Here is a 23,311-nt window from a genome sequence, read left to right as displayed (position 1 = left end):
GCGGCCCGGGTGTTTCAGCTCACGCCATGCGCAATGGCGAGACGGACCAGTTCGCCGGAGGTCTTCACCCCAAGCTTGTGACGGATGATCGAGGCGGTATTGGCGACCGTCTTGTAGGAGGATTGAATGAGCCAGGCGATTTCCGACAGGCTCTTGCCGGCGCTGAGCAGACGCAAGATCTCCATCTCCCGCGGGTTCAGCTTCGCCAGCGGGCTTTGGGCGAAGGCCGGGCCGGCAAAGGCAATGCTGCGGGCGATGGCCGGCGGCAGATAGGTATCTCCGCGACGGACCTGACGGATCGCCTCCACCAGATCGTTCGGGTCGCCGCTTTTCGAGACGTACCCCTTGGCCCCGATATCGATGGCACGCGCCGCGAAGGCCGGGTCGTCGTTCATGCTGAACATGATCAGGCGGGCGCCTGCCTCATGGGCGAGGATGCGGCGCGCGAGTTCGAAGCCCGACACGGTCGGCAGGTTGATGTCGATGACCGAGACATCCGGGCGCTCGGCAAGAAAGGTTTGCTCGCCACTCTCGGCATCCGAGGCTTCGAGCAGCACGACATCCGCCTCGCCGGAGAGCACGGCGCGGCAGCCCGATGCGACAATGGGATGATCATCGACGATCAGAACGCGCATGCCCTGGGTTCCCGCAATTCTCGTATCGCTTGTTGCAGTGCATCAAAGATGCATCGCGCGCGATCTCATGGTTGGATTAGATCGCCCGCCAATTTGCCTGTCAATGTCGGCGGACATGTGAATGAGACGCACCACGGATCAATAAGATGTGGCAGAATTTGTCGCTACGCGCCCGGATCAACCTGCTGCTCGCGTTGGTGCTGGCGCTGGGACTTGGCATCAATATCGGCCGGCTGGTCTGGGAAGCCGGTCCGCGCGTGCGCGCCGAGGATCAGAGCGTGATCCGGCTCGCGCGCGGCTTTGTCGAGACCATCGTCGCCGGGTTGAACGAGGCGCCGGACCCCGATGCGCAGCTGAGGCGGATCGTGGGCGATCTGAGCCAGCTTCGTCATGTCAGCGTCATGAGTCGGAACGCATCCGTCTTGCAGACTTCCGATCGGCCCGGCGGAGCCAGCACGCGGTCAGCGCCGGATTGGTTCGTCGCGCTGGTGCATCCGGAGAAGCGATCGGTCGTGGTTCCCGTTATGGTTGCGGGGCGGCCGGACACGCTGGTGATCACGTCGCATCCGGACGACGAGATTGCCGAGATCTGGGATGGCATACTGACCCAGCTCATCGTCGGCACGGCGATCGCCGCCGCCTCGTTCCTGATCACCATGCTGGTGGTGGACCGGGCGCTTTCGCCGCTGGGCGACCTGTCGCGCGCGATGGCGCAGATCGAAGGCGGCGCCTACGACGCGCGGGTGAAGCCGGGCGGCTCGCCTGAGCTCGCTGCGATCTGCCAGAAGCTCAACCACCTCGCTGCAGTGCTCGGGGACGCCGTGGAGGAAAAACGGCGCCTCGCCGAGCGCACGGTGTCGCTGCAGGACCATGAACGCAAGGAGATCGCCCGCGATCTGCATGACGAGTTCGGTCCGCACCTGTTCGCGCTGCGTGCACATGCCAGCGCCTTGATGCGGCTCGCCGACACCGGCGCGATCGATGTCGCCGCGCTGCGCAAGCATGGCCAGGCGATCCTCGATCAGGTCAATGCCGTGCAGCAGTTCAACCGCCGCATCCTGGAGCGGCTGCGCCCGGTCGGCCTGGCCGAGCTTGGCTTGCGCGAAGCTGTCGGCGCCTTGGTGCGACTGTGGCGCGAGGCGCGCCCGGATATCGCGATCAAGACCCGGATATCGGATGCGCTCGGTGCGCATGGCGAGGCCGCCGACCTCACCATCTACCGCGTGGTGCAGGAATCGCTCACCAACGTGTTTCGCCACGCCGAGGCGAGCCTGGTCGATGTCACCATCGAGCCGGCCGCGCAGGAGATGCAATCGCGCAGCGGCCGCAGCTACACGCGCGTCCTGATCAGTGACGATGGCCGCGGCTTGCAGCCGGACCACAGACTCGGTTTTGGCTTGACCGGCATGCGCGAGCGGTTGCTCGCGCTGGGCGGCAGTCTCACGGTGGTCTCGGCCGGGAGCGGCGTCGTCGTCGAAGCCATGGTGCCTGCGGACGCGGCCTGACATAGCCTGCCTCTGAAATCGGGAGCATTTCTCGCTCATGATCGCGTTCGACGGCGTTTGCTGATTCCGAAGGCATCATCCCGACAGGAACCATCTTGGGATCAGCGCATTTGATGAGCACGATGCGACAGACGTGACCCGTATTCACGGGACCGTGACTGCCATGCTTGCGGTGCTCGAATGACCAAGAGGTTGATCGCTTTGAGCTTCGCCCTCCTGTCGACGGCGTGGCCGCTGCACCTTGCGCTGGCGCGCGATGACGGCCGCTATGCCAACTCGCCGCTGAAGGCCTGGTTTGACAGCTTGAAAAGCGGACGCGGCCCGTGTTGCTCCGATGCCGACGGCTTGGCCGTCTCGGATCCCGACTGGGATATGGAAGGCACACATTATCGCGTTCGCCTCGATGGCGAGTGGGTCGTCGTGCCCGACGATGCCGTGATCACCGAGCCCAACCGCTCGGGGCGCACCATGGTGTGGCCGATCAAGGGATCGCTCGGCACCTCGATCCGCTGCTTCATGCCGGGAACTCTCGGTTGAAGAACGACAATAGGGACGAATGACCGATCTCGATCACAACAGCGAGCCGCTGCCCGCCGCCGACGTGCTGGAACTTCATCGGACGTTGCGCATTGCCGTCGTAGGTCGCGTCCAAGGGACGTGCCTGCACGGCCTTGCCTCGCTGTGCCAGCCCCCGGAGGGGCGGGGCCGTGCGCCTCGTTTCGCGTGAGATCGTGCTCATGGACCAGCCGACAGACGAGAGAATCCGCGAGCGCGCGCATCAGCTGTGGGAACAAGCCGGCCGGCCCGAGGGGCGACAGGATGAGTTCTGGTACCTGGCCGAGCAGGAATTGCGCGAGACCGAGCAGTTGCGCGAGCAGGCCGAGGCGCCGCCGCCGACCATTCTGCCCGGCTAAGGCGGAGGTGAGGTCGCCACCGCCTGTGTGATGCTCGCCGATCCGCTCTCCAGCTACACCTCGGGGACGACGGTCGCGGTGACCGGCGGCAAGCCGTTCATTTGAGTGCCGCGCTCTTGTCTCGCATCTCGACGCCGGCCCATTCCTCGACCACGCGCGCGATCGAGGTGAAGTCGGAGGTCGGGCCGTATTTGGCGTTGGTGATCGCCAGCATCTGGCGGACCACCGCGCCGCACACCATCGGCACGCCCATGGCTTCCGCTTCGTCCAGGCACAGCCGCACGTCCTTGTAGGACAGTCCGGTGGCGAAGCCGAAATCGAACGTGCCGGGCAGGACCGACCGCGGAAACTTGTCTTGGGAGGCGCTGTTGCGGCCGGTGCTGGCATTGATGATGTCGATCAGCACCTTGGCATCGAGCCCGCCCTTCACGCCCATCGCCACAGCTTCAGACGTGATCACGAGCGCGGCCGCCGCCATCAGATTGTTGGCGAGCTTCGCGGTCTGTCCGAGTCCCGCCGTCTCGCCGGCATGAAACAGCCGGCCGAAATTCGCTAAGATCGGTTCGATGACATCGTAGGTGGGCCGCGGGCAGGACACCATGACGGCGAGCGTGCCGTTCACGGCGCCCTTGATGCCGCCGCTGACGGGTGCATCGACGAGCGTGATCGCCTTCGCCCGCAGCCCTTCGGCGATCTGCCTGGCCGCACTGGGACCGGTGGTCGACAGATCGATCATGATGCGGGACCGCGTACCCGCGACTACTCCGTCCGGGCCCAGCGCGACGGCCCTGACGATGTCGGGCGTGGGCAGGCTGGTCAGCACGATATCCGCCGAGGAGGCGACCTCCGCCGGAGAGGCTGCGCCTTGCGCGCCACGCGCAAGCAGCGGCGCCATCGCCTCAGGCCGGGTGTCGTAGACGCAAAGCTTATAACCGGCGTCGAGCAGTCTGCCCGCCATCGGGCCGCCCATGCGGCCGGTTCCGACAAATCCGATCACCTGGCTCGCGGCATCGCCTGCCATCGTTCACTCCCCGTTATTTTGCCCCGCGTCGTTCGGCGGGAGCGTTCTTGTTGGTTTGGCGCAGGTAGCGAAGTGGCCAGATTGTCGGCTAACCTGCAAGTGTGGGATTTCGCACATGCGCCATGTCTTACGCGCTGCGCAGGCGCGTCATCTCCGTTCAACCATGACAAGGATACATCATGAGCAAGAGCCCGCTGTTCGAAGAAGGTCTCAAGGTGCGCAAGGAGGTGCTCGGAGAGGACTACGTCAACAAATCCATCGCCGGCGCGGACGAGTTCACCCGTACCATGGCGGAATGGTCGACCGAGTTCTGCTGGGGCGCATTGTGGACCCGCCCGGGACTGGACCGGCGCACCCGCAGCATCATCAATCTGGCCATGCTTGGCGCGCTCGGCCGTCCGCACGAACTCAAGCTTCACGTCAAGGGCGCAATCAAGAACGGCCTGACCAAGGACGAAATCAAGGAAGTGCTGCTGCAGGTCGCAGTCTATTGCGGGGTGCCGGCCGGCATCGACGCGTTCCGCAATGCCCGCGAGGCCTTCAAGGAACTTGAAGGTTCATGAGATCGCAAGCTGTGTGCAAGGGGCCGGCGGAACGACCATGTTCGGCTGTCCACTCTGTGTCCTGCGTGCAGTTTTCGCCTGTCTTTCTTCAAGGATGCTCTTGACCGAGCGCGAGCAGAGTCCGCATTGGACGACGCATCCCAGACAGTCATAGACCTGAGCCGGTGAGCCGAACGCGACATCGGCCGTGGTCACGATGTCGCGGATCGCGCGGTCGCTGATGACATTGCAAGAGCAGATGATCATGGTGTCTTGGCTCGCTTCTGCAAGCCATAAGCAACAACGGTGCCAATCGGAGAAGCGGTGGAACAGTGGCCAGGAGGAAGACGTCTCGCTCCGATGCAATCAGGTGCCTTGCAGTGACAGGCAGAACGATCGCCTATGGCCCAAACTGGACCGGGCCTCATGGTTCGAGACGTGCCGCAAGCGGCGTTCCTCACCATGAGGGGCTGTCATTTTTGCCCCAAACCAAGCCCTCGTCTTCGACTGCCTGGCAGCGAACGGAGAGCAGTCCAGAATGATGCGTTACCTTCTGCCGGCCTCATCGCGACGCGCCTCAGCGCCACGTGGTTCTCTGCGCGATCCGCATCAGTCCGTCTTGGCCGGCGCGGCGAGATCGTGCGCTGTGTCGACGGCGTGCTCCGCCGCATGCTGCTGGGCGACGGCGAGCGTCGCTGCCGCGATCGCCTGTCCGCGATCGTCGATCCCGGTCCATTGCGCATGTCGGCCGCGCGGATCAATCTCCAGAAGCTTGATGCCTGCGGGCACGTCGCTGCCGTCGCGGACGATGCCGCGCAGAACGCCGTCATACGGCGCGACAAGGGCGGTACCGGACAAGTGGCCGACGACGAAACCCTTGTAGATGCGCGTGCCGATTTCGACCGGCGTGTGCCAGCGGCCTTCATAAGGCGAGTAGACGAAACGCTCGGCGCCCACGCCACCCAACCGCGGCGGCACGCCGTCGGCCGCGGCCGTCCAGCCCTCACGCACGATCAGGCCGCTTTGCCCGGGCTTGGTTTCAATCGCGACATCGCAGTTGGCCGAGGGCGAGAACCCCGGTCCCAATCCGATCGAGAAACGGGTGATCCCCCTGAGGTCCGGAGTGATGTTGCGCCGCTGCATGCGCGCATCCACGAGCAGGTTGATCTCGCCCACTGGGAGCAAGTCGAGGAGACCAAGCCAAGTGACGAGGACGTGCCGCGGCGCGCGCAGTGCCTTGAAGACATCCATGCTGCCCTCGATGCGCTCGCCGATCACATTTTCGACCCGCGCGAAATCCGCAAACAGCGCATCGTGGAACGCCATCTTGCGGCGCATGACGGGCGGATTGGGATCGTGCGAGAGCACCACGCAGTAGCCTGCGCGATGCAGATGGACGGCGATCGCCGATGCAATTTCGTTCGTGCCGAGAATGACGGCGAGCCTGACGGCGCTCAATCCCATCGAAAAAAGGCCCTGCAGCGTTCAGCGTCTGGCCGGCCGGACAGACGGCGGCAGTGTTGTTGGAAAGTTGGTTGTGAGAACTTGATTGTCAGAATGAGAGCAAGAGTTGGACCAGCTCCGTGGAGCTCGGAGAATGTGCCTTACGTCAATGGGTTATGCGAATTGCCGCCACGACGGCGTCGCTCTTGATGTCTGAAACCGGCCAAGCTGTCGTGAATCCGACAGCGATGGCTGCTCGCGCGTGTTCCGGCGCCGACATTCACTCGTGCTCAGAGCTGCGCTTCGGTGGCGCGAAAGCGCAGGAGCTAAGCGACTGTTATGAGTAGCTGTTGAGGATTGGATGTTCGTTTTCGAAGTTCCAGCGGCAGTTCGCGAAACTCAAGCTCACCGCACCAGCGTCGTCTTTTGCTGGCCCAAATCCTGCAGCACTACCACAAGACCACCGAGCAGCCTCTCAGGGGCGAGGATCGGTCGCCTGGAGCGCAACACCGGGAGCGCGTGTGAGTCTCGATCTCGAACAAGGCGAACGACAAGCCGAAGCCGAGCCTGGTTCGGCTGCTTTGCTATGTCCGTTCCATGGCGCCGCGTCTGTCGGCACGGGAGCGCGGCAAGAGCAGAAGACGATGGTGCTGACCGGCGGCTCACGCGGGATCGGGCACGCCACCGCGAAATTGTTTTCGGACGCCGGCTGGCGGATCATCACCTGCTCGCGACAGCCGTTCGACGGCGGGCGCTGTCCGTGGGATGCAGGCCCTGACAATCACGTCCAGGTCGACCTGAGTGACCGCCAGGCGGTGCCGCGTGCCATCGCTGATATCAAGGCGCGCTTGGCGGGTGCCCCGCTGCATGCATTGATCAACAATGCCGCGATCTCGCCCAAGGCGACGGACGGCTCCCGTCTCGATTCGCTTTCGACCTCGGTCGAGGCTTGGATGACCGTCTTTCACGTGAATTTTCTCGGGCCGATTTTGCTCGCCCGCGGGCTGTTCGAGGAACTCAAGCTCGGGCAGGGCGCGGTGGTCAACGTGACCTCGATCGTCGGCTCTCGTGTCCACCCCTTCGCCGGCACGGCCTACGCCACTTCGAAGGCGGCGCTCGCCTGTCTCACCCGCGAAATGGCTCACGACTTTGCGCCGCATGGCATTCGCGTCAACGCGATCGCGCCGGGAGAAATCAAGACCGAGATGGTGTCGCCGGAGACCGAGGCGCGGTTTTCGCCGCTGATCCCGATGCGCCGGATCGGCCTGCCGGACGAAGTCGCCAAGGTGATCTTCTTTCTCTGTTCCGATGCCGCCAGCTACGTGACCGGCGAGGAAATTCAGATCAACGGGGGGCAGCATCTTTAGTCGCAGCTGCGAACCATTCTGAATTCCGCGAAGGACCGGCACGACAATCCGATCGAGACCATCGGCCGCCTTTATTGCTCGGCAATGATGCGCTGCGGCCGAGGCTGCAGCCCTGCGCCCGCTCGAACTATTAATGCCCTGATAGCTTTGCGACTTTTCTGGTCGGTATCTGCCCACTCATTCTACGGCAGTGCAGCAAAGTTAGGCACGACAATCAGTTGCGGATGAGAGAGGATGTTAGAACATCTACAAAATCGGGCGATCCGAAGGAAGCGTCCGTGACGATAGAGATGCGACCATGATCCAATCGGAAGCACTTAAGGTCGAAGCTCAAGACGCGCGGTCCAATGCAGCTCCCATCCCGCTGAGCGAGATCGCGCTGACCGGCATCTTCGAGATCTCGAAAATCCTGGCCGCGCCGACCCGGCTTGAAATCACCCTCGCCAATGTCGTCAACCTGCTGCAGTCGTTCATGCAGATGCGTCATGGTGTGGTGTCGCTGCTGGCTGATGACGGTATCCCCGACATCGCGGTGGGGGCAGGCTGGAGCGAAGGCAGCGATCAGCGCTACCGCGAACGCCTGCCGCAGAAAGCCCTCGATCAAATCGTCGCTACGGCGGTGCCGCTGATCGCCGAGAACGTCGCCGACCATCCGGCCTTCGGCGAAGCCGACGTGACCATCCTCGGGGCCGGCTCCGACGTGCGCGTGTCGTTTCTCGGTGTTCCGATCCGGATCGACCAGAAGGTGGTGGGTACGCTGACCATCGACCGGGTCTGGGACGGCCGATCGATCTTTCGTCTCGACGCCGACGTGCGCTTCCTGACAATGGTTGCGAACCTGATCGGCCAGACCATCAAGCTGCATTGCGTGGTGGCGCGCGACCGCGAGCGGCTGATGGCTGAAAGCCACCGGCTGCAGAAAGAGCTGTCGGAACTGAAGCCTGCGCCGAAGGACCGCAAGAAGGTCCTGGTCGATGGGATCGTCGGAGACAGTCCGGCGCTGCGTGCCCTGCTCGAGAAGATCAACGTGGTGGCCAAGTCGAACGCGCCGGTCTTGCTGCGCGGCGAGTCCGGTACCGGCAAGGAATTGGTCGCGAAGGCCATTCATGAGCTGTCGAGCCGAGCCAAGCGCCCCTTCATCAAGATCAATTGCGCGGCGCTGCCGGAGACCGTGCTGGAATCCGAATTGTTCGGACATGAGAAGGGCGCGTTCACCGGCGCGATCAACTCACGCAAAGGCCGCTTCGAGCTGGCCGACAAGGGCACCTTGTTCCTCGACGAAATCGGCGAGATCTCGCCGGCGTTCCAGGCCAAGCTGTTGCGCGTGCTGCAGGAGCAGGAGTTCGAGCGGGTCGGCGGCAACCAGACCATCAAGGTCGATGTGCGCATCGTCACCGCGACCAACCGCAATCTGGAAGAGGCCGTGTCGCGCAACGAATTTCGCGCCGACCTCTATTACCGGATCAGCGTCGTGCCGATCAAGCTGCCGCCCCTGCGCGAGCGGCGCAGCGACATTCCCCAGCTGGCGCGCGAGTTCCTGCGACGCTTCAATTGCGAGAACGAGCGCGACCTGAACTTCGACGTCAGCGCCATCGATGTGCTGATGCATTGCGGCTTCCCCGGCAATGTTCGCGAGCTCGAGAACTGCGTGCAGCGGACCGCGACCATGGCGGCAGGCCCTTCGATCGTGATGGATGATTTCGCCTGCAGCCGAAACGAATGCATGTCGGCGATCCTGTGGAAGGGCAACACCGTGACCCCGCCACCGCCCCGTGCGCAGCCGATGGTGCCGTTGCCGATTCTGCCGCGTGCGACCGCGCCGGTCGAAGTCACGGCGCCGACAGTGCCCATGGACGGCATCGATGGCGAGACCATCGAGATGGTGGGCGAAGGAGCGGGGCTCGAGCGCGACCGCATCGTCCAGGCGATGGAGCGTTCGGGCTGGGTGCAGGCGAAGGCCGCGCGGTTGCTCGGCCTGACGCCGCGCCAAATCGGCTACGCGCTGAAGAAGCACAACATCGAGGTCAAGCGGTTCTGATCCGCGCTGGCACGAGCGCGTGCCACGCGCGTCGTCGGCGTTCCCGACTTGCTCCAGAGATTCACGCGCCAGCTTGCGTTGGCGCGTGATTTTTTTGCGCACCAAGTTACGCAGATCCGACATTGTACCAGAGTTGTTGGCCGCGAATGACTGCGCTGTCGGACTTGCGACATGTCGGGAGCGCGACAGCTTGGCGGCTCCGAAGTAATCAGGAATAACCTTGCGATATCAGACGTATGGCGTCTGGCATGCGGCTTGAAAGACCTCTTCGCGAATGACGTCGTCCGATGTCGCAAAATCGCGGAGAGCGGTTCATGGCCTACAAGATCATCGCGTCGCAATGCACGGTCTGCGGTGCCTGCGAGTTCGAATGTCCGAACGCAGCCATCCGGCTGAAGAACGACATGTACATCATCGATCCCAAGAAGTGCACCGAATGCGAAGGTCACTTCGACGCGCCGCAATGCGCCGCGGTCTGTCCGGTCCCAGATACCTGCGTGCCGGCCTGACGCAAGCGGAGTGACGAGGGAAAAGAGGCGGAGTGACGCATGGCAGCCGTTCAGGAGACGATCGATCGGGTCAAGGACATCGATGTCGATCAGTATCGGTACGGATTTGAGACCGTCATCGAGTCGGAGAAGGCCCCCAAGGGGCTTTCGGAAGACACCATCCGCTTCATTTCGGGCAAGAAGAATGAGCCGGCGTGGATGCTGCAATGGCGGCTGGACGCCTATCGGCGCTGGCTGACCATGGAGGAGCCGACCTGGGCGCGCGTCGGCTATCCCAAGATCGACTATCAGGATCTCTATTACTACGCCGCGCCGAAGCCGAAGAAGCAGGTCGCCTCCCTCGACGAGATCGATCCGGAGATCCTGAAGACCTATGAGAAGCTCGGCATTCCCTTGCGCGAGGTCGAGATTCTCGAAGGTGTGCAGCCGTCGGCCGCCGGCGATGGTGAGAGTGAGCCGGCGGCGCCGCGCAGCAAGATCGCGGTCGATGCCGTTTTCGATTCGGTTTCCGTGGCCACGACCTTCAAGGAAGAGCTGAAGAAGGCGGGCGTGATCTTCATGCCGATCTCGGAAGCGATCCGCGAATACCCCGAGCTGGTGCAGAAGTATCTCGGCAGCGTGGTGCCGACCTCGGACAATTATTTTGCCACGCTCAATTCGGCGGTGTTTTCGGATGGCTCGTTCGTCTACGTGCCCGAGGGCGTGCGTTGCCCGATGGAACTTTCGACCTATTTCCGCATCAACGAACGCAACACCGGGCAGTTCGAGCGTACGCTGATCATCGCCGACAAGGGCGCGTATGTGAGTTATCTCGAAGGCTGCACTGCGCCGCAGCGCGACGAGAACCAGCTGCATGCGGCGGTGGTCGAGCTGGTCGCGCTCGACGACGCCGAGATCAAATATTCGACGGTGCAGAACTGGTATCCGGGCAATGCCGAAGGCGTCGGCGGCATCTATAATTTCGTCACCAAGCGCGGCGATTGCCGTGGCCCGAATTCCAAGATTTCCTGGACGCAGGTCGAGACCGGATCGGCGATCACCTGGAAATATCCGAGCTGCATTTTGCGCGGCGACAATTCGCGCGGCGAGTTCTACTCGATCGCGATCTCCAACGGCTTCCAGCAGGTCGATAGCGGCACCAAGATGATCCATCTCGGCAAGAACACGTCGAGCCGGATCATCTCCAAGGGCATCGCGGCGGGCAAGTCGCAGAACACCTATCGCGGCCTGGTGACGGCCCATCGCAAGGCTAGCGGCGCGCGCAACTTCACCGCCTGCGATTCGCTGCTGATCGGCGACAAATGCGGCGCGCACACCGTTCCCTATATCGAAGCCAAGAACTCCTCTGCCGTGTTCGAGCACGAGGCGACGACCTCGAAGATCTCCGAGGACGTGCTGTTCTACTGCGTCCAGCGCGGCTTGAGCCAGGAAGAGGCGGTCGGGCTGGTCGTCAACGGCTTCGTCAAGGACGTGCTGCAGCAGCTCCCGATGGAGTTCGCGGTCGAAGCGCAGAAGCTGATCTCGATCTCGCTCGAAGGCTCGGTCGGATAGGCCGCCACGCGGCAAGATGAAAAGAAGGAGTGTTCGATGACGGCCCTGCTCGAAATCAAGGGACTCCACGCCGAGATCGCCGGTGGACGGAAGATCATCCAGGGGCTGGATCTCACCGTGAACAAGGGCGAGATCCACGCCATCATGGGGCCGAACGGCGCCGGCAAGTCGACGCTCTCTTATGTGCTCGCCGGCAAGCCCGGCTACGAGGTGACCGCGGGCGAGGTATATCTCAACGGCGAGGACCTGCTGGCGATGGCGCCGGATGAGCGGGCCGCCAAGGGCGTCTTCCTCGCATTCCAATATCCGCTGGAAATTCCCGGTGTGGCGACGCTGACCTTCCTGCGCGCGGCCTTCAATGCCCAGCGCAAGGCGCGCGGCGAGGAGGAGCTATCGTCGCCCGATCTGCTCAAGCGGGTGCGCGAGGTCGCCAAGACGCTCAACATCGATGCCGATATGCTGAAGCGGCCGCTCAATGTCGGCTTCTCCGGCGGTGAGAAGAAGCGCAACGAGACGCTGCAGATGGCACTGCTGCAGCCGCAGCTCTGCGTGCTCGACGAGACCGATTCCGGCCTCGACATCGACGCGCTGAAGGTGGTGGCGAACGGCGTCAATGCGCTGCGCTCGGCCGAGCGCGGCATGATCGTGATCACCCATTATCAGCGGCTGCTCGACTACATCGTGCCCGATATCGTGCACGTTTTCGCAGCCGGTCGCATCGTCCGCACCGGTGACAAGGAACTGGCCCGGGAGCTCGAGGCGACCGGCTATGCGCAATATCAGAGCGAAGCGGCATAACGACCATGGGCATTGCCATCCGCAAGACCAAGGCCGAGTTGGGACTGGCCGACCTCTACCAGACCGCGCGCAAGTTTTTGCCGGGTGGCGAGGAGATCACCGCGGTCCGCTCCGCCGCCTTCGACCGCTTCAATGCCGTCGGCCTGCCGCATCGGCGAATCGAGGCCTGGAAATATACCGATCTGCGCGGGCAGATGAAGGAAGCCAAGCGGCTCGCCTCGCTCCCGGATGACGCGGCCAAGGCCAAGGCTCGCGAGGTGCAGGACCTGTTCGCCGGTGTGGGCTTCCGCCGCCTGATGATCGTCGATGGCGCATTCGTTCCGGAACTATCCGATCTTGCCGATCTCGAAACCGGTCTCACCATTCACGCGATGGCGGATGCCTTGGCATCCGACCAGCCGCTGCTGTCGCAGCGGCTCGGCGCCGTCGTTCCCGAGGACGATCCGGCGCTGGCGTTGAACGCGGCGCTGGCCGGCAACGGCGTCGTGATCTGTGTTGCTCCCGGAGCTGCGCTGGCGCGGCCGATCCATGTGGCGTTCGTGACGACCAATTGGGTGGCGACCTCGATGTTTACCCGCTCGCTGGTCAATGTCGGCAGCGGGGCCAGCGCGACCATCGTCGAGACACATCAGGGGCCGGATGGCTCGGACTACCAGGTCAACACCGCGATGCAACTCGTCGTCGGCGATGAGGCACGTGTCGACCATATCAAGGTGACGCGCGAGGGGGATGGCGCGTTGCATGTCGCTTCGCTGCTGGCGAATGTCGGGGCGCGGGCATGCTTCAACCAGCTCGGCTTCGTGCTCGGTGGCGCGGTTGTCCGCAATCAGCTGTTCCTGCGGCTGGCGGGCGAGGGCACGATCGTCGACATCAAGGGCGCGAGCCTGCTCAAAGGCACGCAGCACGCCGATACGACCTTGGCGATCGACCATGCCGCGGCGGAGTGCCAGAGCCGTGAGACTTTCAAGGCGGTCGTCGGCGACCGTGCGCGGGCCGTGTTCCAAGGCAAGATCACGGTCAGCCCGGGTGCGCAGAAGACCGATGCCAAGATGATGTCGCGCGCGTTGCTGCTGTCCGATGAGGCCGAGGCCGACAGCAAGCCGGAGCTTGAGATCTTCGCCGATGACGTGCAGTGCGGCCACGGCACCACGACCGGCGCCATCGACGAGGAGCTGCGCTTCTATCTGATGGCGCGCGGCATCCCCGAGAAGGAGGCGGAGGCGCTGCTGATCCAGGCCTTCGTCGGCGAAATCATCGAGGGGGCGGCCGACGAGCAGGTGCGGAACGCCCTGACCGACATGATGTTGGGCTGGCTTGGGCGACGGGAGTAGGCGATGCATGCGGCGGTGAATGGAGACAGCTACGACATCAGCCGCATCCGCGAGGATTTTCCGATTTTAGGCCTGCAGGTGCACGGCAAGCCGCTCGTCTATCTCGACAATGCCGCTTCGGCGCAGAAGCCGAAGGCGGTGCTTGAGCGGATGAACCAGGTCTACACGTCAGAATACGCCAACGTGCATCGCGGGCTGCATTACCTCGCCAACGCCGCGACCGAGGCTTATGAAGGCGCGCGTGCCAAGGTCGCCGCGTTTCTGAATGCCGCAAGTCCCGAGGAGATCATCTTCACCCGGGGGGCGACCGAAGCGGTGAACCTGGTCGCGCAGACGTTCGGACGCGAGCGGATCGGCCCGGGCGACGAGATCGTGCTCTCGATCATGGAGCACCATGCCAACATCATCCCTTGGCACTTCCTGCGGGAGCGGCAGGGGGCGGTGCTGAAATGGGCGCCCGTCGACGACGACGGCAACTTCCTGATCGATGAGTTCGAGAAGCTGTTGACCCCGCGCACCAAGATGGTGGCGATCACCCAGATGTCGAACGTGCTGGGGACGGTGGTGCCGGTCAAGCAGGTGATCCAGATCGCGCATGCGCGCGGCATCCCGGTGCTGGTCGACGGCTCGCAGGGCGCCGTGCATCTCGAGGTCGACGTCCGCGATCTTGATGCGGATTTCTACTGCATCACCGGCCACAAGATCTACGGGCCGACCGGAATCGGCGCGCTCTACGGCAAACGCGAGCTTTTGGCGGCAATGCAGCCGTTCAACGGCGGTGGCGAGATGATCCGTGAGGTCAGCCGGGACTGGGTGACCTATGGCGACCCACCGCATCGCTTCGAGGCCGGCACGCCGCCGATCGTCGAGGCCGCGGGCCTCGGCGCCGCCATCGACTACGTCGCCTCGATCGGCAAGCAGCGGATAGCAGCGCATGAGCGCGATCTCGTCACTTACGCGACCGAGCAGCTGCGCGAGATCAATTCGCTGCGCATCATCGGCAATGCAGCCGATAAGGGCGCGATCGTCTCATTCGAGATGCAGGGCGCGCATGCGCATGATTTTGCGACCGTGATCGATCGCTCGGGTGTGGCCGTCCGCGCCGGCACCCATTGCGCGATGCCGCTCCTGGAACGGTTCGGCGTGACCGCGACGTGCCGGGCGTCCTTCGCGATGTACAACACCCGCGACGAGGTCGACGCGCTGGTGCGCGCGCTGAAGAAGGCGCAGGAATTCTTTTCCTGAATGACGAAGGCTGACGCTTTCGACTTGCGTGATCGACGCACGCATCCTTTGACAAGCTGAGATAGTCGCCGCGGCTCATTGCGAGCGAAGCAATCCGGTCTATCCACCCGGAAATGCCTGGATTGCTTCGGCGCAAGAGCGCCTCGCAATGACGGAACTCTCGTATGATCTAAGCCCCCGCCAGCGCCGCCTGTGCGTCGGTCTTGATGCGGGAGACCATCGAGCGGAAGCCGTTGGAACGCTGCGGGGTCAGATGCTCGCGCAGGCCGAGCTTCTCGAACAGCGCGACCGGATCGGCGCTCAGGATCTCCGAGGCCGAGCGTCCCGAGACCATCGCGAGCAGGATCGCGACCAGCCCGCGGACGATATGGGCATCGCTGTCGCCGACGAAATCGAGCACCGGCCCGTCCGGGCTGCGCTGCACGGCGGTCGCAAGCCACACCTGGCTGGTGCAGCCTTGCACCTTGTTGGCATCGCTGCGCTCGGCATCGGATAGCGGAATGAGCCCGCGGCCGAGCTCGATCACGTAGCGGTAGCGATCGTCCCAATCGTCCAGGAGCGAGAAGTTTTCGATGATGTCCTCGATATCGGGCAGGCCGGCGGCGGCAGTTTGGGCCATCTTGAGCATCGCAATCTCCTCGTCATCGCTTCATGCCGAGGCAAGCAAACTCCATACCGTGTGCGGAGCCGAGACCGGGTTGGATGCGCGGCCGCTCTCGACGGGCCGGTGCCGAAACGGCTCAAACGCACCGCCAGACGCTGTTGTGTCGTTTCGGACAGCGCGCTTCCGGCGCGTCGGGTGAGGGCCTTCGATGTCGGGTTTGCAACAACCTGTTTCGCACCCGAAGTAATTTCGCATCTCCTTATAACTGCGGGTGTTTTAACGATTTAGTCGCTCTGGCACGTCGGTTGCAAAACGGGTTGCCAGGCAAAGGTTGAGGGCTGAGTGCACGCCGACGCTTCGGACGAGCGATGCTCTCCTTCCCAATAACCCGTCTGCCGGTTCGAAGAGAGAGGACGCGGTCTCGTCATGCCAGGCGCATGCGGGACATTGGCAATCGGTTGATGGAGAGCAGAATGTCACTGCGACAAATCGCATTTTACGGCAAGGGCGGCATCGGCAAGTCGACGACGTCGCAAAACACGCTGGCGGCGCTGGCCCAGATGGGCCACCGGATCCTGATCGTCGGCTGCGACCCGAAGGCGGACTCGACCCGCCTGATCCTGCACGCCAAGGCGCAGGACACGATCCTGAGCCTGGCGGCTGCGGCGGGCAGCGTCGAGGACCTCGAGATCGAAGAGGTGATGAAGGTCGGCTATCAGAACATCCGCTGCGTCGAGTCCGGCGGTCCGGAGCCGGGGGTCGGCTGCGCCGGCCGCGGCGTGATCACCTCGATCAACTTCCTGGAAGAGAACGGCGCCTATGAGGACATCGACTACGTGTCCTACGACGTGCTCGGCGACGTGGTCTGCGGCGGCTTTGCGATGCCGATCCGCGAGAACAAGGCGCAGGAAATCTACATCGTGATGTCCGGCGAGATGATGGCGATGTATGCCGCCAACAACATCTCCAAGGGGATTCTGAAGTACGCCAATTCGGGCGGCGTGCGCCTCGGCGGCCTGGTCTGCAACGAGCGCCAGACCGACAAGGAGCTGGAGCTGGCGGAAGCCCTGGCCAAGAAGCTCGGCACCAAGCTGATCTACTTCGTGCCGCGCGACAACATCGTGCAGCACGCCGAGCTGCGCCGCATGACCGTGCTGGAATATGCGCCGGATTCGGTTCAGGCCGGCCACTACCGGGAACTCGCGACCCGGATTCACAACAATGCCGGCAAGGGCATCATCCCGACCCCGATCACGATGGACGAGCTCGAAGACATGCTGATGGAGCACGGCATCATGAAAGCGGTCGACGAGTCTCAGATCGGAAAGACTGCCGCCGACCTCGCCGCAACGGCTTAAATCCAAACAGGCCGCCCGGCCCTTCGCGAGAGGGCCGGGTGGATGTCCGCAAATCGTATCATCGAGGAAAGCCAGATGAGCGTCATCGAGAAACAAAGCGTTGCCGAGATCAAGGCACGCAACAAGGAATTGATCGCAGAGGTCTTGAAGGTCTATCCGGAAAAGACCGCCAAGCGTCGTGCCAAGCACCTGAACGTGCATGAGTCCGGTAAGTCCGACTGCGGCGTCAAGTCGAACATCAAGTCGATCCCCGGCGTCATGACCATCCGCGGCTGCGCTTACGCCGGTTCGAAGGGGGTGGTGTGGGGTCCGATCAAGGACATGATCCACATCAGCCACGGTCCGGTCGGCTGCGGCCAGTACTCCTGGGCGGCCCGCCGCAACTACTATATTGGCACGACCGGTATTGACACCTTCGTGACGATGCAGTTCACCTCCGATTTCCAGGAAAAGGACATCGTCTTCGGCGGCGACAAGAAGCTTGCCAAGATCATGGACGAGATCCAGGAGCTGTTCCCGCTCAACAACGGCATCACCGTGCAGTCTGAGTGTCCGATCGGCCTGATCGGCGACGACATCGAGGCGGTCTCCAAGAGCAAGTCGAAAGAGTATGACGGCAAGACCATCGTGCCGGTCCGCTGCGAAGGCTTCCGCGGCGTGTCGCAGTCGCTCGGTCACCATATCGCCAACGACGCGATCCGGGACTGGGTGTTCGACAAGATCGCCCCGGATGCCCCGGCGCGCTTCGAGCCGTCGCCCTATGACGTCGCGATTATCGGCGACTACAACATCGGCGGCGATGCCTGGTCGTCGCGCATCCTGCTCGAGGAGATGGGCCTGCGCGTGATCGCCCAGTGGTCTGGCGACGGTTCGCTCGCCGAGCTGGAAGCGACGCCGAAGGCGAAGCTCAACGTGCTGCACTGCTACCGCTCGATGAACTACATCTCGCGCCATATGGAAGAGAAGTACGGTATTCCGTGGTGCGAGTACAACTTCTTCGGGCCGAGCAAGATCGCGGAGTCGCTGCGCAAGATCGCCAGCTATTTCGACGACAAGATCAAGGAAGGTGCAGAGCGCGTCATCGCCAAGTATCAGCCGCTGATGGACGCCGTGATCGCGAAGTACCGGCCGCGCCTGGAAGGCAAGACCGTCATGCTGTTCGTCGGCGGCCTGCGTCCGCGTCACGTGATCGGGGCCTATGAGGACCTCGGCATGGAGGTCGTCGGAACCGGCTACGAGTTCGCGCACAATGACGACTATCAGCGCACCGCCCAGCACTACGTCAAGGACGGCACGCTGATCTATGACGACGTCACCGGCTATGAGTTCGAGAAGTTCGTCGAGAAGATCCAACCGGATCTGGTCGGTTCGGGCATCAAGGAAAAGTACGTATTCCAGAAGATGGGCGTACCGTTCCGCCAGATGCACTCCTGGGACTACTCGGGTCCCTATCACGGCTATGACGGGTTCGCGATCTTCGCCCGCGACATGGACATGGCCATCAACTCGCCGATCTGGAAGATGGCCAAGGCTCCCTGGAAGCAGGCGCCGAAGCCGTTCCTGCAGGCAGCCGAGTAACCGCAACTAGCTCCACGGCCCGGCCCTCCATCGGCGGAGGGCCGGTGCTCCCGATCGACACAGGAAATTGAGAGGGTTGTCCCATGACACAAAGTGCCGAACATGTGCTCGATCACTTCGAGCTTTTCCGTGGTCCCGAATACCAGCAGATGCTGGCCAACAAGAAGAAGATGTTCGAAAATCCGCGCGATCCTGCGGAGGTCGAGCGGGTGCGCGAATGGGCCAAGACGCCCGAATATCGCGAGAAGAATTTCGCCCGTGAGGCGCTGACCGTCAACCCGGCCAAGGCCTGCCAACCGCTCGGCGCCGTGTTCGTCGCCGTCGGTTTCGAAGGCACGATGCCGTTCGTCCATGGCTCGCAGGGATGCGTGGCCTATTACCGCAGCCATCTGTCGCGCCACTTCAAGGAGCCGAGCTCCTGCGTGTCGTCGTCGATGACCGAGGACGCGGCGGTGTTCGGCGGCCTCAACAACATGATCGACGGTCTTGCCAACACCTACAACATGTACAAGCCGAAGATGATCGCGGTTTCCACCACCTGCATGGCGGAAGTGATCGGCGACGACCTGAACGCGTTCATCAAGACTTCCAAGGAGAAGGGCTCGGTGCCGGCCGAATACGACGTGCCGTTCGCGCACACGCCCGCCTTCGTCGGCAGCCATGTCACCGGCTACGACAATGCGCTCAAGGGCATCATCGAGCATTTCTGGGACGGCAAGGCTGGCACCGCGCCGAAGCTCGAGCGCCAGCCGAACGAGAAGATCAACTTCATCGGCGGCTTCGACGGCTACACCGTCGGCAACCTCCGGGAGATCAAGCGCATCTTCAAGGTGATGGGTATCGACTACACGATCCTCGGCGACAACGAGAATGTGTTCGACACCCCGACCGACGGCGAGTTCCGCATGTATGCCGGCGGCACGACGCTGGAAGACGCCGCCAACGCGATCCACGCCAAGGCGACCATCTCGATGCAGGAATATTGCACCGAGAAGACCCTGCCGCTCATCAAGGCGCACGGCCAGGAGGTCGTTGCGTTCAACCACCCGGTCGGCGTCACCGGCACCGATGCGTTCGTGATGGCGCTGTCGCGCATTACCGGCAAGGAAATCCCGGAAGAGCTCGCGCTCGAACGCGGCCGCCTGGTCGATGCGATCGCTGACTCCAGCGCGCACATCCACGGCAAGAAGTTCGCGATCTACGGCGATCCCGATCTCTGCCTCGGGCTGGCCTCGTTCCTGCTCGAACTCGGTGCCGAGCCGACCCACGTGCTTGCCACAAATGGCAACAGGGACTGGGCCGAGAAGGTGCAGGCGGTCTTCGACAGCTCGCCGTTCGGCAAGAACTGCCACGTGTATCCCGGCAAGGATCTCTGGCACATGCGCTCGCTGCTGTTCACCGAGCCGGTCGATTTTCTGATCGGCAACACCTACGGCAAGTATCTGGAGCGCGATACCGGAACGCCGCTGATCCGCATCGGCTTCCCGATCTTCGATCGCCACCATAAGCATCGCTATCCGGTGTGGGGCTATCAGGGCGGCCTCAACGTGCTGGTTACGATCCTCGACAAGATCTTCGACGAGATCGATCGCAACACCAACGTGCCGGCGAAGTCGGACTACAGCTTCGACATCATCCGCTAAGACGCGACGGAGCGCGGTGGCATGGCCGCCGCGCTCCGGCTCTGACCAGGGCAGGGCTCTTGGGGAAGACAGCTGATTGTCTGAGCCGTGCTCGAAGGCGCTACGGTCCGTCAACAGGAGAAGCCAATGAGCTCGCTTTCGGCCACCATCCAGAACGTCTTCAACGAGCCTGGTTGCGGTAAGAACGCCAACAAGTCCGAAGCCGAGCGCAAGAAGGGCTGCACCAAGCAGCTGCAGCCGGGCGGCGCGGCCGGTGGCTGCGCCTTCGACGGCGCCAAGATCGCGCTCCAGCCGCTCACCGACGTTGCCCATCTGGTGCATGGTCCGATCGCCTGCGAGGGCAATTCCTGGGACAACCGTGGCGCGGCATCATCCGGTTCCTCGATCTGGCGCACCGGATTCACCACCGACATCAATGAGACGGACGTGGTGTTCGGCGGCGAGAAGCGCCTCTACAAGGCGATCAAGGAGATTATCGAGAAATACGATCCGCCGGCCGTCTTCGTCTATCAGACCTGCGTGCCGGCGATGACCGGCGACGACATCAACGCCGTGTGCAAGGCGGCGTCGGCCAAGTTCGGCAAGCCGTGCATTCCCGTCAATTCGCCCGGCTTCGTCGGACCGAAGAACCTCGGCAACAAGCTCGCCGGCGAAGCGCTGCTGGAGCACGTGATCGGCACGGTCGAGCCGGAAATCACCACGCCCTACGACCTCAACATCATCGGCGAATACAACCTGTCGGGTGAACTCTGGCAGGTGAAGCCGCTGTTCGACGAACTCGGCATCCGCATCTCGGCCTGCATCTCGGGCGACGGCCGCTACAAGGAGGTGGCGTCCTCGCATCGTGCGCGTGCGGCGATGATGGTCTGCTCCAAGGCGATGATCAACGTCGCCCGCAAGATGGAGGAGCGCTACGGCATTCCGTTCTTCGAAGGCTCGTTCTACGGCATCCAGGATTCCTCGGACTCGCTGCGCGAGATCGCGCGGCTCCTGGTCGAGCGCGGCGCACCGTCCGATCTGCTCGATCGGACCGAAGCCGTGATCGCGCGCGAAGAGGCCAAGGCGTGGGCTGCGATCGAGCCCTTCAAGAAGCGGCTCACCGGCAAGAAGGTGCTGCTGATCACCGGCGGCGTGAAGTCATGGTCGGTGGTGGCGGCGCTGCAGGAGGCCGGCATGGAGCTGGTCGGCACATCGGTCAAAAAGTCGACCAAGGAGGACAAGGAGCGCATCAAGGAGCTGATGGGCCAGGATGCGCATATGATCGACGATATGGCGCCCCGCGAAATGTACAAGATGCTCAAGGACGCCAAGGCCGACATCATGCTGTCCGGCGGCAAATCGCAATTCGTGGCGCTGAAGGCGGCGATGCCCTGGCTCGACATCAACCAGGAGCGTTCCCATGCCTATATGGGCTATATCGGCATGGTGAAGCTGGTCGAGGAAATCGACAAGGCGATCTATAACCCGATGTGGGAGCAGCTGCGCAAGCCGGCGCCCTGGGAGAAAGCGGATAGCAACTGGCAGGCCAGGGCAATCGCCCAGGCCAATGCCGAAGCAGCCGCACTCGCGGCCGACCCGGTCGCGGCCGAAGCCGCACGGCGGGCCAAAAAGATCTGCTTCTGCAAGACGGTCGATCTCGGCACGATCGAGGATGCGATCAAGGCCCATGGCCTGACCGACGTCGCCGGCGTCAAGCAGCATACCAACGCTTCGGGGGGCTGCGGCGCCTGCGCGGTCCGGGTCGAGGATATTCTGGCCGCGATGAACGCGCCCACAAACCTGCTGCAGGCAGCGGAGTAGGGCGCTCGCCATGGCCAAGGTCACCATCGGAAAGAAGGCCTGCGCGGTCAATCCGCTCAAGATGAGCCAGCCGATCGGCGGCGCCTTCGCCTTTCTCGGGCTGCGCGGCGCGATGCCGTTGTTGCACGGCTCGCAGGGCTGCACCTCGTTCGGGCTGACGCTGTTCGTGCGCCATTTCAAGGAAGCGGTGCCGATGCAGACCACAGCGATGAGCGAGGTTGCGACCGTGCTCGGCGGCTATGAGAACGTCGAGCAGGCGATCTTGAACATCCATAAGCGGCAGAAGCCCGAGATTATCGGCATCTGCTCCACCGGCGTCACCGAGACCAAGGGCGATGACGTCGACGGCTACATCAAGCTGATCCGCGAGAAGCATCCGCAGCTGGCCGACTATCCGCTGGTCTATGTCTCGACTCCGGATTTCAAGGATGCGTTCCAGGACGGCTGGGACAAGACCGTGGCCAAGATGATCGAGGTGCTGGTCGAGACTCCGACCTCGACCCGCCGCGATCCGGCGCGCGTCAACGTGCTGCCGGGCTGCCATCTGACGCCCGGCGACATCGAGGAGCTGCGGACTATCTTCGAGGATTTCGGGCTGGAGCCGTCCTTCCTCCCCGATCTCGGCGGCTCCCTTGACGGTCATATCCCGGACGATTTCGTGCCGACCACGATCGGCGGTATCGGCATCGACGAGATTGCGACCATGGGCCGGTCGGCCTGGACGATCGCGATCGGCGCGCAGATGAAGCGGGCGGCCGAAGCCATGCAGGCCAAGACCGGCGTGCCGTACCGGCTGTTCGAGCGTCTCTGCGGGTTGCTGCCGAACGACGAGTTCATGACGTTCCTGAGCGAGATCTCGGGACGCCCGGTGCCGGCGAAATATCGAAGGCAGCGCGGCCAGCTGGCCGATGCGATGCTCGATGCGCATTTCCACATCGGCGGCCGCAAGCTCGCGATCGGCGCCGAGCCGGATCTGTTGTTCGATGTCTCCAGCATGCTGCACGAGATGGGCGCCAAGATCGCGGTGGCGATCACGACGACCCAATCGCCGGTACTCGAGCGCATGCCGTGCGAGGAGGTCCTGATCGGCGACCTTGAGGATCTCGAGAACCAGGCCAAGGACCGCGCGTGCGAGCTGATGATGACGCATTCGCATGGGCGCCAGGCGGCAGCGCGCCTGAAAATCCCATTCTATCGCGTCGGCTTTCCGATGTTCGATCGGCTCGGCGCCGGCCATTTGATGTCGATCGGCTATCGCGGCACCCGCGACCTGATCTTCACCTTGGCCAACCTCGTGATCGCCGATCGCGAGGACAATCGTCAGCCGACCCCGGATACCTGGCGGGATGCCTGGCACGAGACGGCTGGAGCGCAGCCGGACTCCCCAGTCGTCGCGCCGCTGCACTGATCGCCCACTTCAAGAGAAAGG

At 63.3% G+C, this 23,311-nt stretch carries 21 protein-coding genes and 1 pseudogene; 17 read left to right on the top strand and 5 right to left on the bottom strand.

The genetic code is table 11. The features are described 5' to 3' along the window. Nucleotides 1-14: 14 nt before the first annotated feature. Nucleotides 15-635 carry a response regulator transcription factor gene (locus QX034_RS04690; protein WP_315704691.1) on the bottom strand — a complete coding sequence of 207 codons (621 nt, stop codon included), beginning with the start codon at nt 633-635 and terminating at the stop codon, nt 15-17. Nucleotides 636-781: 146 nt separating this feature from the next. Between QX034_RS04690 and QX034_RS04685 the strand changes: the two genes are divergently transcribed. Together QX034_RS04685 and QX034_RS04680 are read left to right on the top strand one after the other, a co-directional pair. Next, nucleotides 782-2,140, top strand: a complete 1,359-nt coding sequence (locus tag QX034_RS04685; RefSeq protein WP_315704690.1) for a histidine kinase — start codon at nt 782-784, stop codon at nt 2,138-2,140. 180 nt (nt 2,141-2,320) lie between these two features. After that, nucleotides 2,321-2,677, top strand: coding sequence for a hypothetical protein (locus QX034_RS04680; RefSeq protein WP_315704689.1), 357 nt, complete (start codon nt 2,321-2,323; stop codon nt 2,675-2,677). Here the strand turns inward: QX034_RS04680 and QX034_RS04675 are convergent. Then, complete coding sequence (locus QX034_RS04675) at nt 2,655-2,807, bottom strand: hypothetical protein (RefSeq protein ID WP_315704688.1); 153 nt, start codon at nt 2,805-2,807, stop codon at nt 2,655-2,657. The genes QX034_RS04680 and QX034_RS04675 overlap by 23 nt on opposite strands. A gap of 70 nt (nt 2,808-2,877) precedes the next feature. Between QX034_RS04675 and QX034_RS04670 the strand changes: the two genes are divergently transcribed. After that, the gene (locus tag QX034_RS04670) at nt 2,878-3,054 is read left to right on the top strand and encodes a DUF2934 domain-containing protein (protein WP_315704687.1); all 177 of its coding nucleotides are present in this window, start codon (nt 2,878-2,880) and stop codon (nt 3,052-3,054) included. Between the two features lie 9 nt (nt 3,055-3,063). Continuing rightward, nucleotides 3,064-3,159: pseudogene (locus QX034_RS33975) on the top strand (NAD(P)-dependent oxidoreductase); the annotation flags it as partial. Here the strand turns inward: QX034_RS33975 and QX034_RS04665 are convergent. Continuing rightward, the gene (locus QX034_RS04665; RefSeq protein WP_315704686.1) at nt 3,152-4,075 is read right to left on the bottom strand and encodes an NAD(P)-dependent oxidoreductase; all 924 of its coding nucleotides are present in this window, start codon (nt 4,073-4,075) and stop codon (nt 3,152-3,154) included. The pseudogene QX034_RS33975 and the gene QX034_RS04665 overlap by 8 nt on opposite strands. Nucleotides 4,076-4,254: 179 nt before the next feature. Here QX034_RS04665 and QX034_RS04660 point away from each other — a divergent pair, with 179 nt between their 5' ends. After that, nucleotides 4,255-4,638, top strand: coding sequence for a carboxymuconolactone decarboxylase family protein (locus tag QX034_RS04660; RefSeq protein WP_315704685.1), 384 nt, complete (start codon nt 4,255-4,257; stop codon nt 4,636-4,638). 588 nt (nt 4,639-5,226) lie between these two features. Here QX034_RS04660 and QX034_RS04650 read toward each other — a convergent pair. Continuing rightward, on the bottom strand, nt 5,227-6,081 hold the full coding sequence (locus QX034_RS04650; RefSeq protein WP_315704683.1) for a xanthine dehydrogenase: 855 nt from the start codon (nt 6,079-6,081) through the stop codon (nt 5,227-5,229). A 500-nt stretch (nt 6,082-6,581) separates the two neighbouring features. Here QX034_RS04650 and QX034_RS04645 point away from each other — a divergent pair, with 500 nt between their 5' ends. From QX034_RS04645 to QX034_RS04615, 7 genes are all read left to right on the top strand, one after another. Then, the gene (locus QX034_RS04645; protein WP_409997780.1) at nt 6,582-7,427 is read left to right on the top strand and encodes an SDR family NAD(P)-dependent oxidoreductase; all 846 of its coding nucleotides are present in this window, start codon (nt 6,582-6,584) and stop codon (nt 7,425-7,427) included. A 298-nt stretch (nt 7,428-7,725) separates the two neighbouring features. After that, the gene (gene nifA / locus QX034_RS04640) at nt 7,726-9,465 is read left to right on the top strand and encodes a nif-specific transcriptional activator NifA (protein ID WP_315704682.1); all 1,740 of its coding nucleotides are present in this window, start codon (nt 7,726-7,728) and stop codon (nt 9,463-9,465) included. A 314-nt stretch (nt 9,466-9,779) separates the two neighbouring features. Then, nucleotides 9,780-9,974: a 4Fe-4S dicluster domain-containing protein gene (locus QX034_RS04635; protein ID WP_008961670.1), complete on the top strand. Its 195-nt coding sequence runs from the start codon at nt 9,780-9,782 to the stop codon at nt 9,972-9,974. Nucleotides 9,975-10,013: 39 nt separating this feature from the next. Next, nucleotides 10,014-11,525 carry a Fe-S cluster assembly protein SufB gene (sufB, locus tag QX034_RS04630; RefSeq protein WP_315704681.1) on the top strand — a complete coding sequence of 504 codons (1,512 nt, stop codon included), beginning with the start codon at nt 10,014-10,016 and terminating at the stop codon, nt 11,523-11,525. A 36-nt stretch (nt 11,526-11,561) separates the two neighbouring features. Next, nucleotides 11,562-12,323 carry a Fe-S cluster assembly ATPase SufC gene (gene sufC / locus QX034_RS04625; RefSeq protein WP_315704680.1) on the top strand — a complete coding sequence of 254 codons (762 nt, stop codon included), beginning with the start codon at nt 11,562-11,564 and terminating at the stop codon, nt 12,321-12,323. A 5-nt stretch (nt 12,324-12,328) separates the two neighbouring features. After that, complete coding sequence (gene sufD / locus QX034_RS04620; RefSeq protein ID WP_315727677.1) at nt 12,329-13,654, top strand: Fe-S cluster assembly protein SufD; 1,326 nt, start codon at nt 12,329-12,331, stop codon at nt 13,652-13,654. Between the two features lie 3 nt (nt 13,655-13,657). Continuing rightward, entirely contained in the window at nt 13,658-14,899 is a 1,242-nt protein-coding gene (locus QX034_RS04615) for a cysteine desulfurase (RefSeq protein WP_315727679.1), read from the top strand. A gap of 169 nt (nt 14,900-15,068) precedes the next feature. Here QX034_RS04615 and QX034_RS04610 read toward each other — a convergent pair whose 3' ends face one another. Beyond that, nucleotides 15,069-15,527: a SufE family protein gene (locus QX034_RS04610; protein ID WP_315727680.1), complete on the bottom strand. Its 459-nt coding sequence runs from the start codon at nt 15,525-15,527 to the stop codon at nt 15,069-15,071. 437 nt (nt 15,528-15,964) lie between these two features. On the opposite strand from QX034_RS04610, the gene nifH reads away from it, so the two are divergent. The 5 genes from nifH to nifN all read left to right on the top strand — a co-directional run bounded on the left by nifH (nt 15,965) and on the right by nifN (nt 23,290). Continuing rightward, nucleotides 15,965-16,861 (top strand): nitrogenase iron protein, encoded by an 897-nt coding sequence (gene nifH / locus QX034_RS04605; RefSeq protein ID WP_315704635.1) that lies wholly within the window; start codon nt 15,965-15,967, stop codon nt 16,859-16,861. A gap of 75 nt (nt 16,862-16,936) precedes the next feature. Then, complete coding sequence (gene nifD / locus QX034_RS04600; RefSeq protein WP_315704963.1) at nt 16,937-18,439, top strand: nitrogenase molybdenum-iron protein alpha chain; 1,503 nt, start codon at nt 16,937-16,939, stop codon at nt 18,437-18,439. An 83-nt stretch (nt 18,440-18,522) separates the two neighbouring features. Beyond that, nucleotides 18,523-20,082, top strand: coding sequence for a nitrogenase molybdenum-iron protein subunit beta (gene nifK / locus QX034_RS04595; RefSeq protein WP_315704676.1), 1,560 nt, complete (start codon nt 18,523-18,525; stop codon nt 20,080-20,082). 126 nt (nt 20,083-20,208) lie between these two features. Beyond that, nucleotides 20,209-21,882, top strand: a complete 1,674-nt coding sequence (gene nifE / locus QX034_RS04590; RefSeq protein WP_315704675.1) for a nitrogenase iron-molybdenum cofactor biosynthesis protein NifE — start codon at nt 20,209-20,211, stop codon at nt 21,880-21,882. 10 nt (nt 21,883-21,892) lie between these two features. Further along, complete coding sequence (gene nifN, locus QX034_RS04585) at nt 21,893-23,290, top strand: nitrogenase iron-molybdenum cofactor biosynthesis protein NifN (RefSeq protein WP_315704674.1); 1,398 nt, start codon at nt 21,893-21,895, stop codon at nt 23,288-23,290. The last annotated feature ends 21 nt before the right edge of the window (nt 23,291-23,311 follow it).

Origin of the sequence: Bradyrhizobium sp. SZCCHNR3119 (assembly GCF_032487775.1) — a bacterium.
Taxonomy (GTDB): Bacteria; Pseudomonadota; Alphaproteobacteria; order Rhizobiales; family Xanthobacteraceae; genus Bradyrhizobium.
The sequence above is the reverse complement of the archived record's forward strand: the minus strand, read 5'-3'. Positions and strand labels throughout refer to the sequence as shown.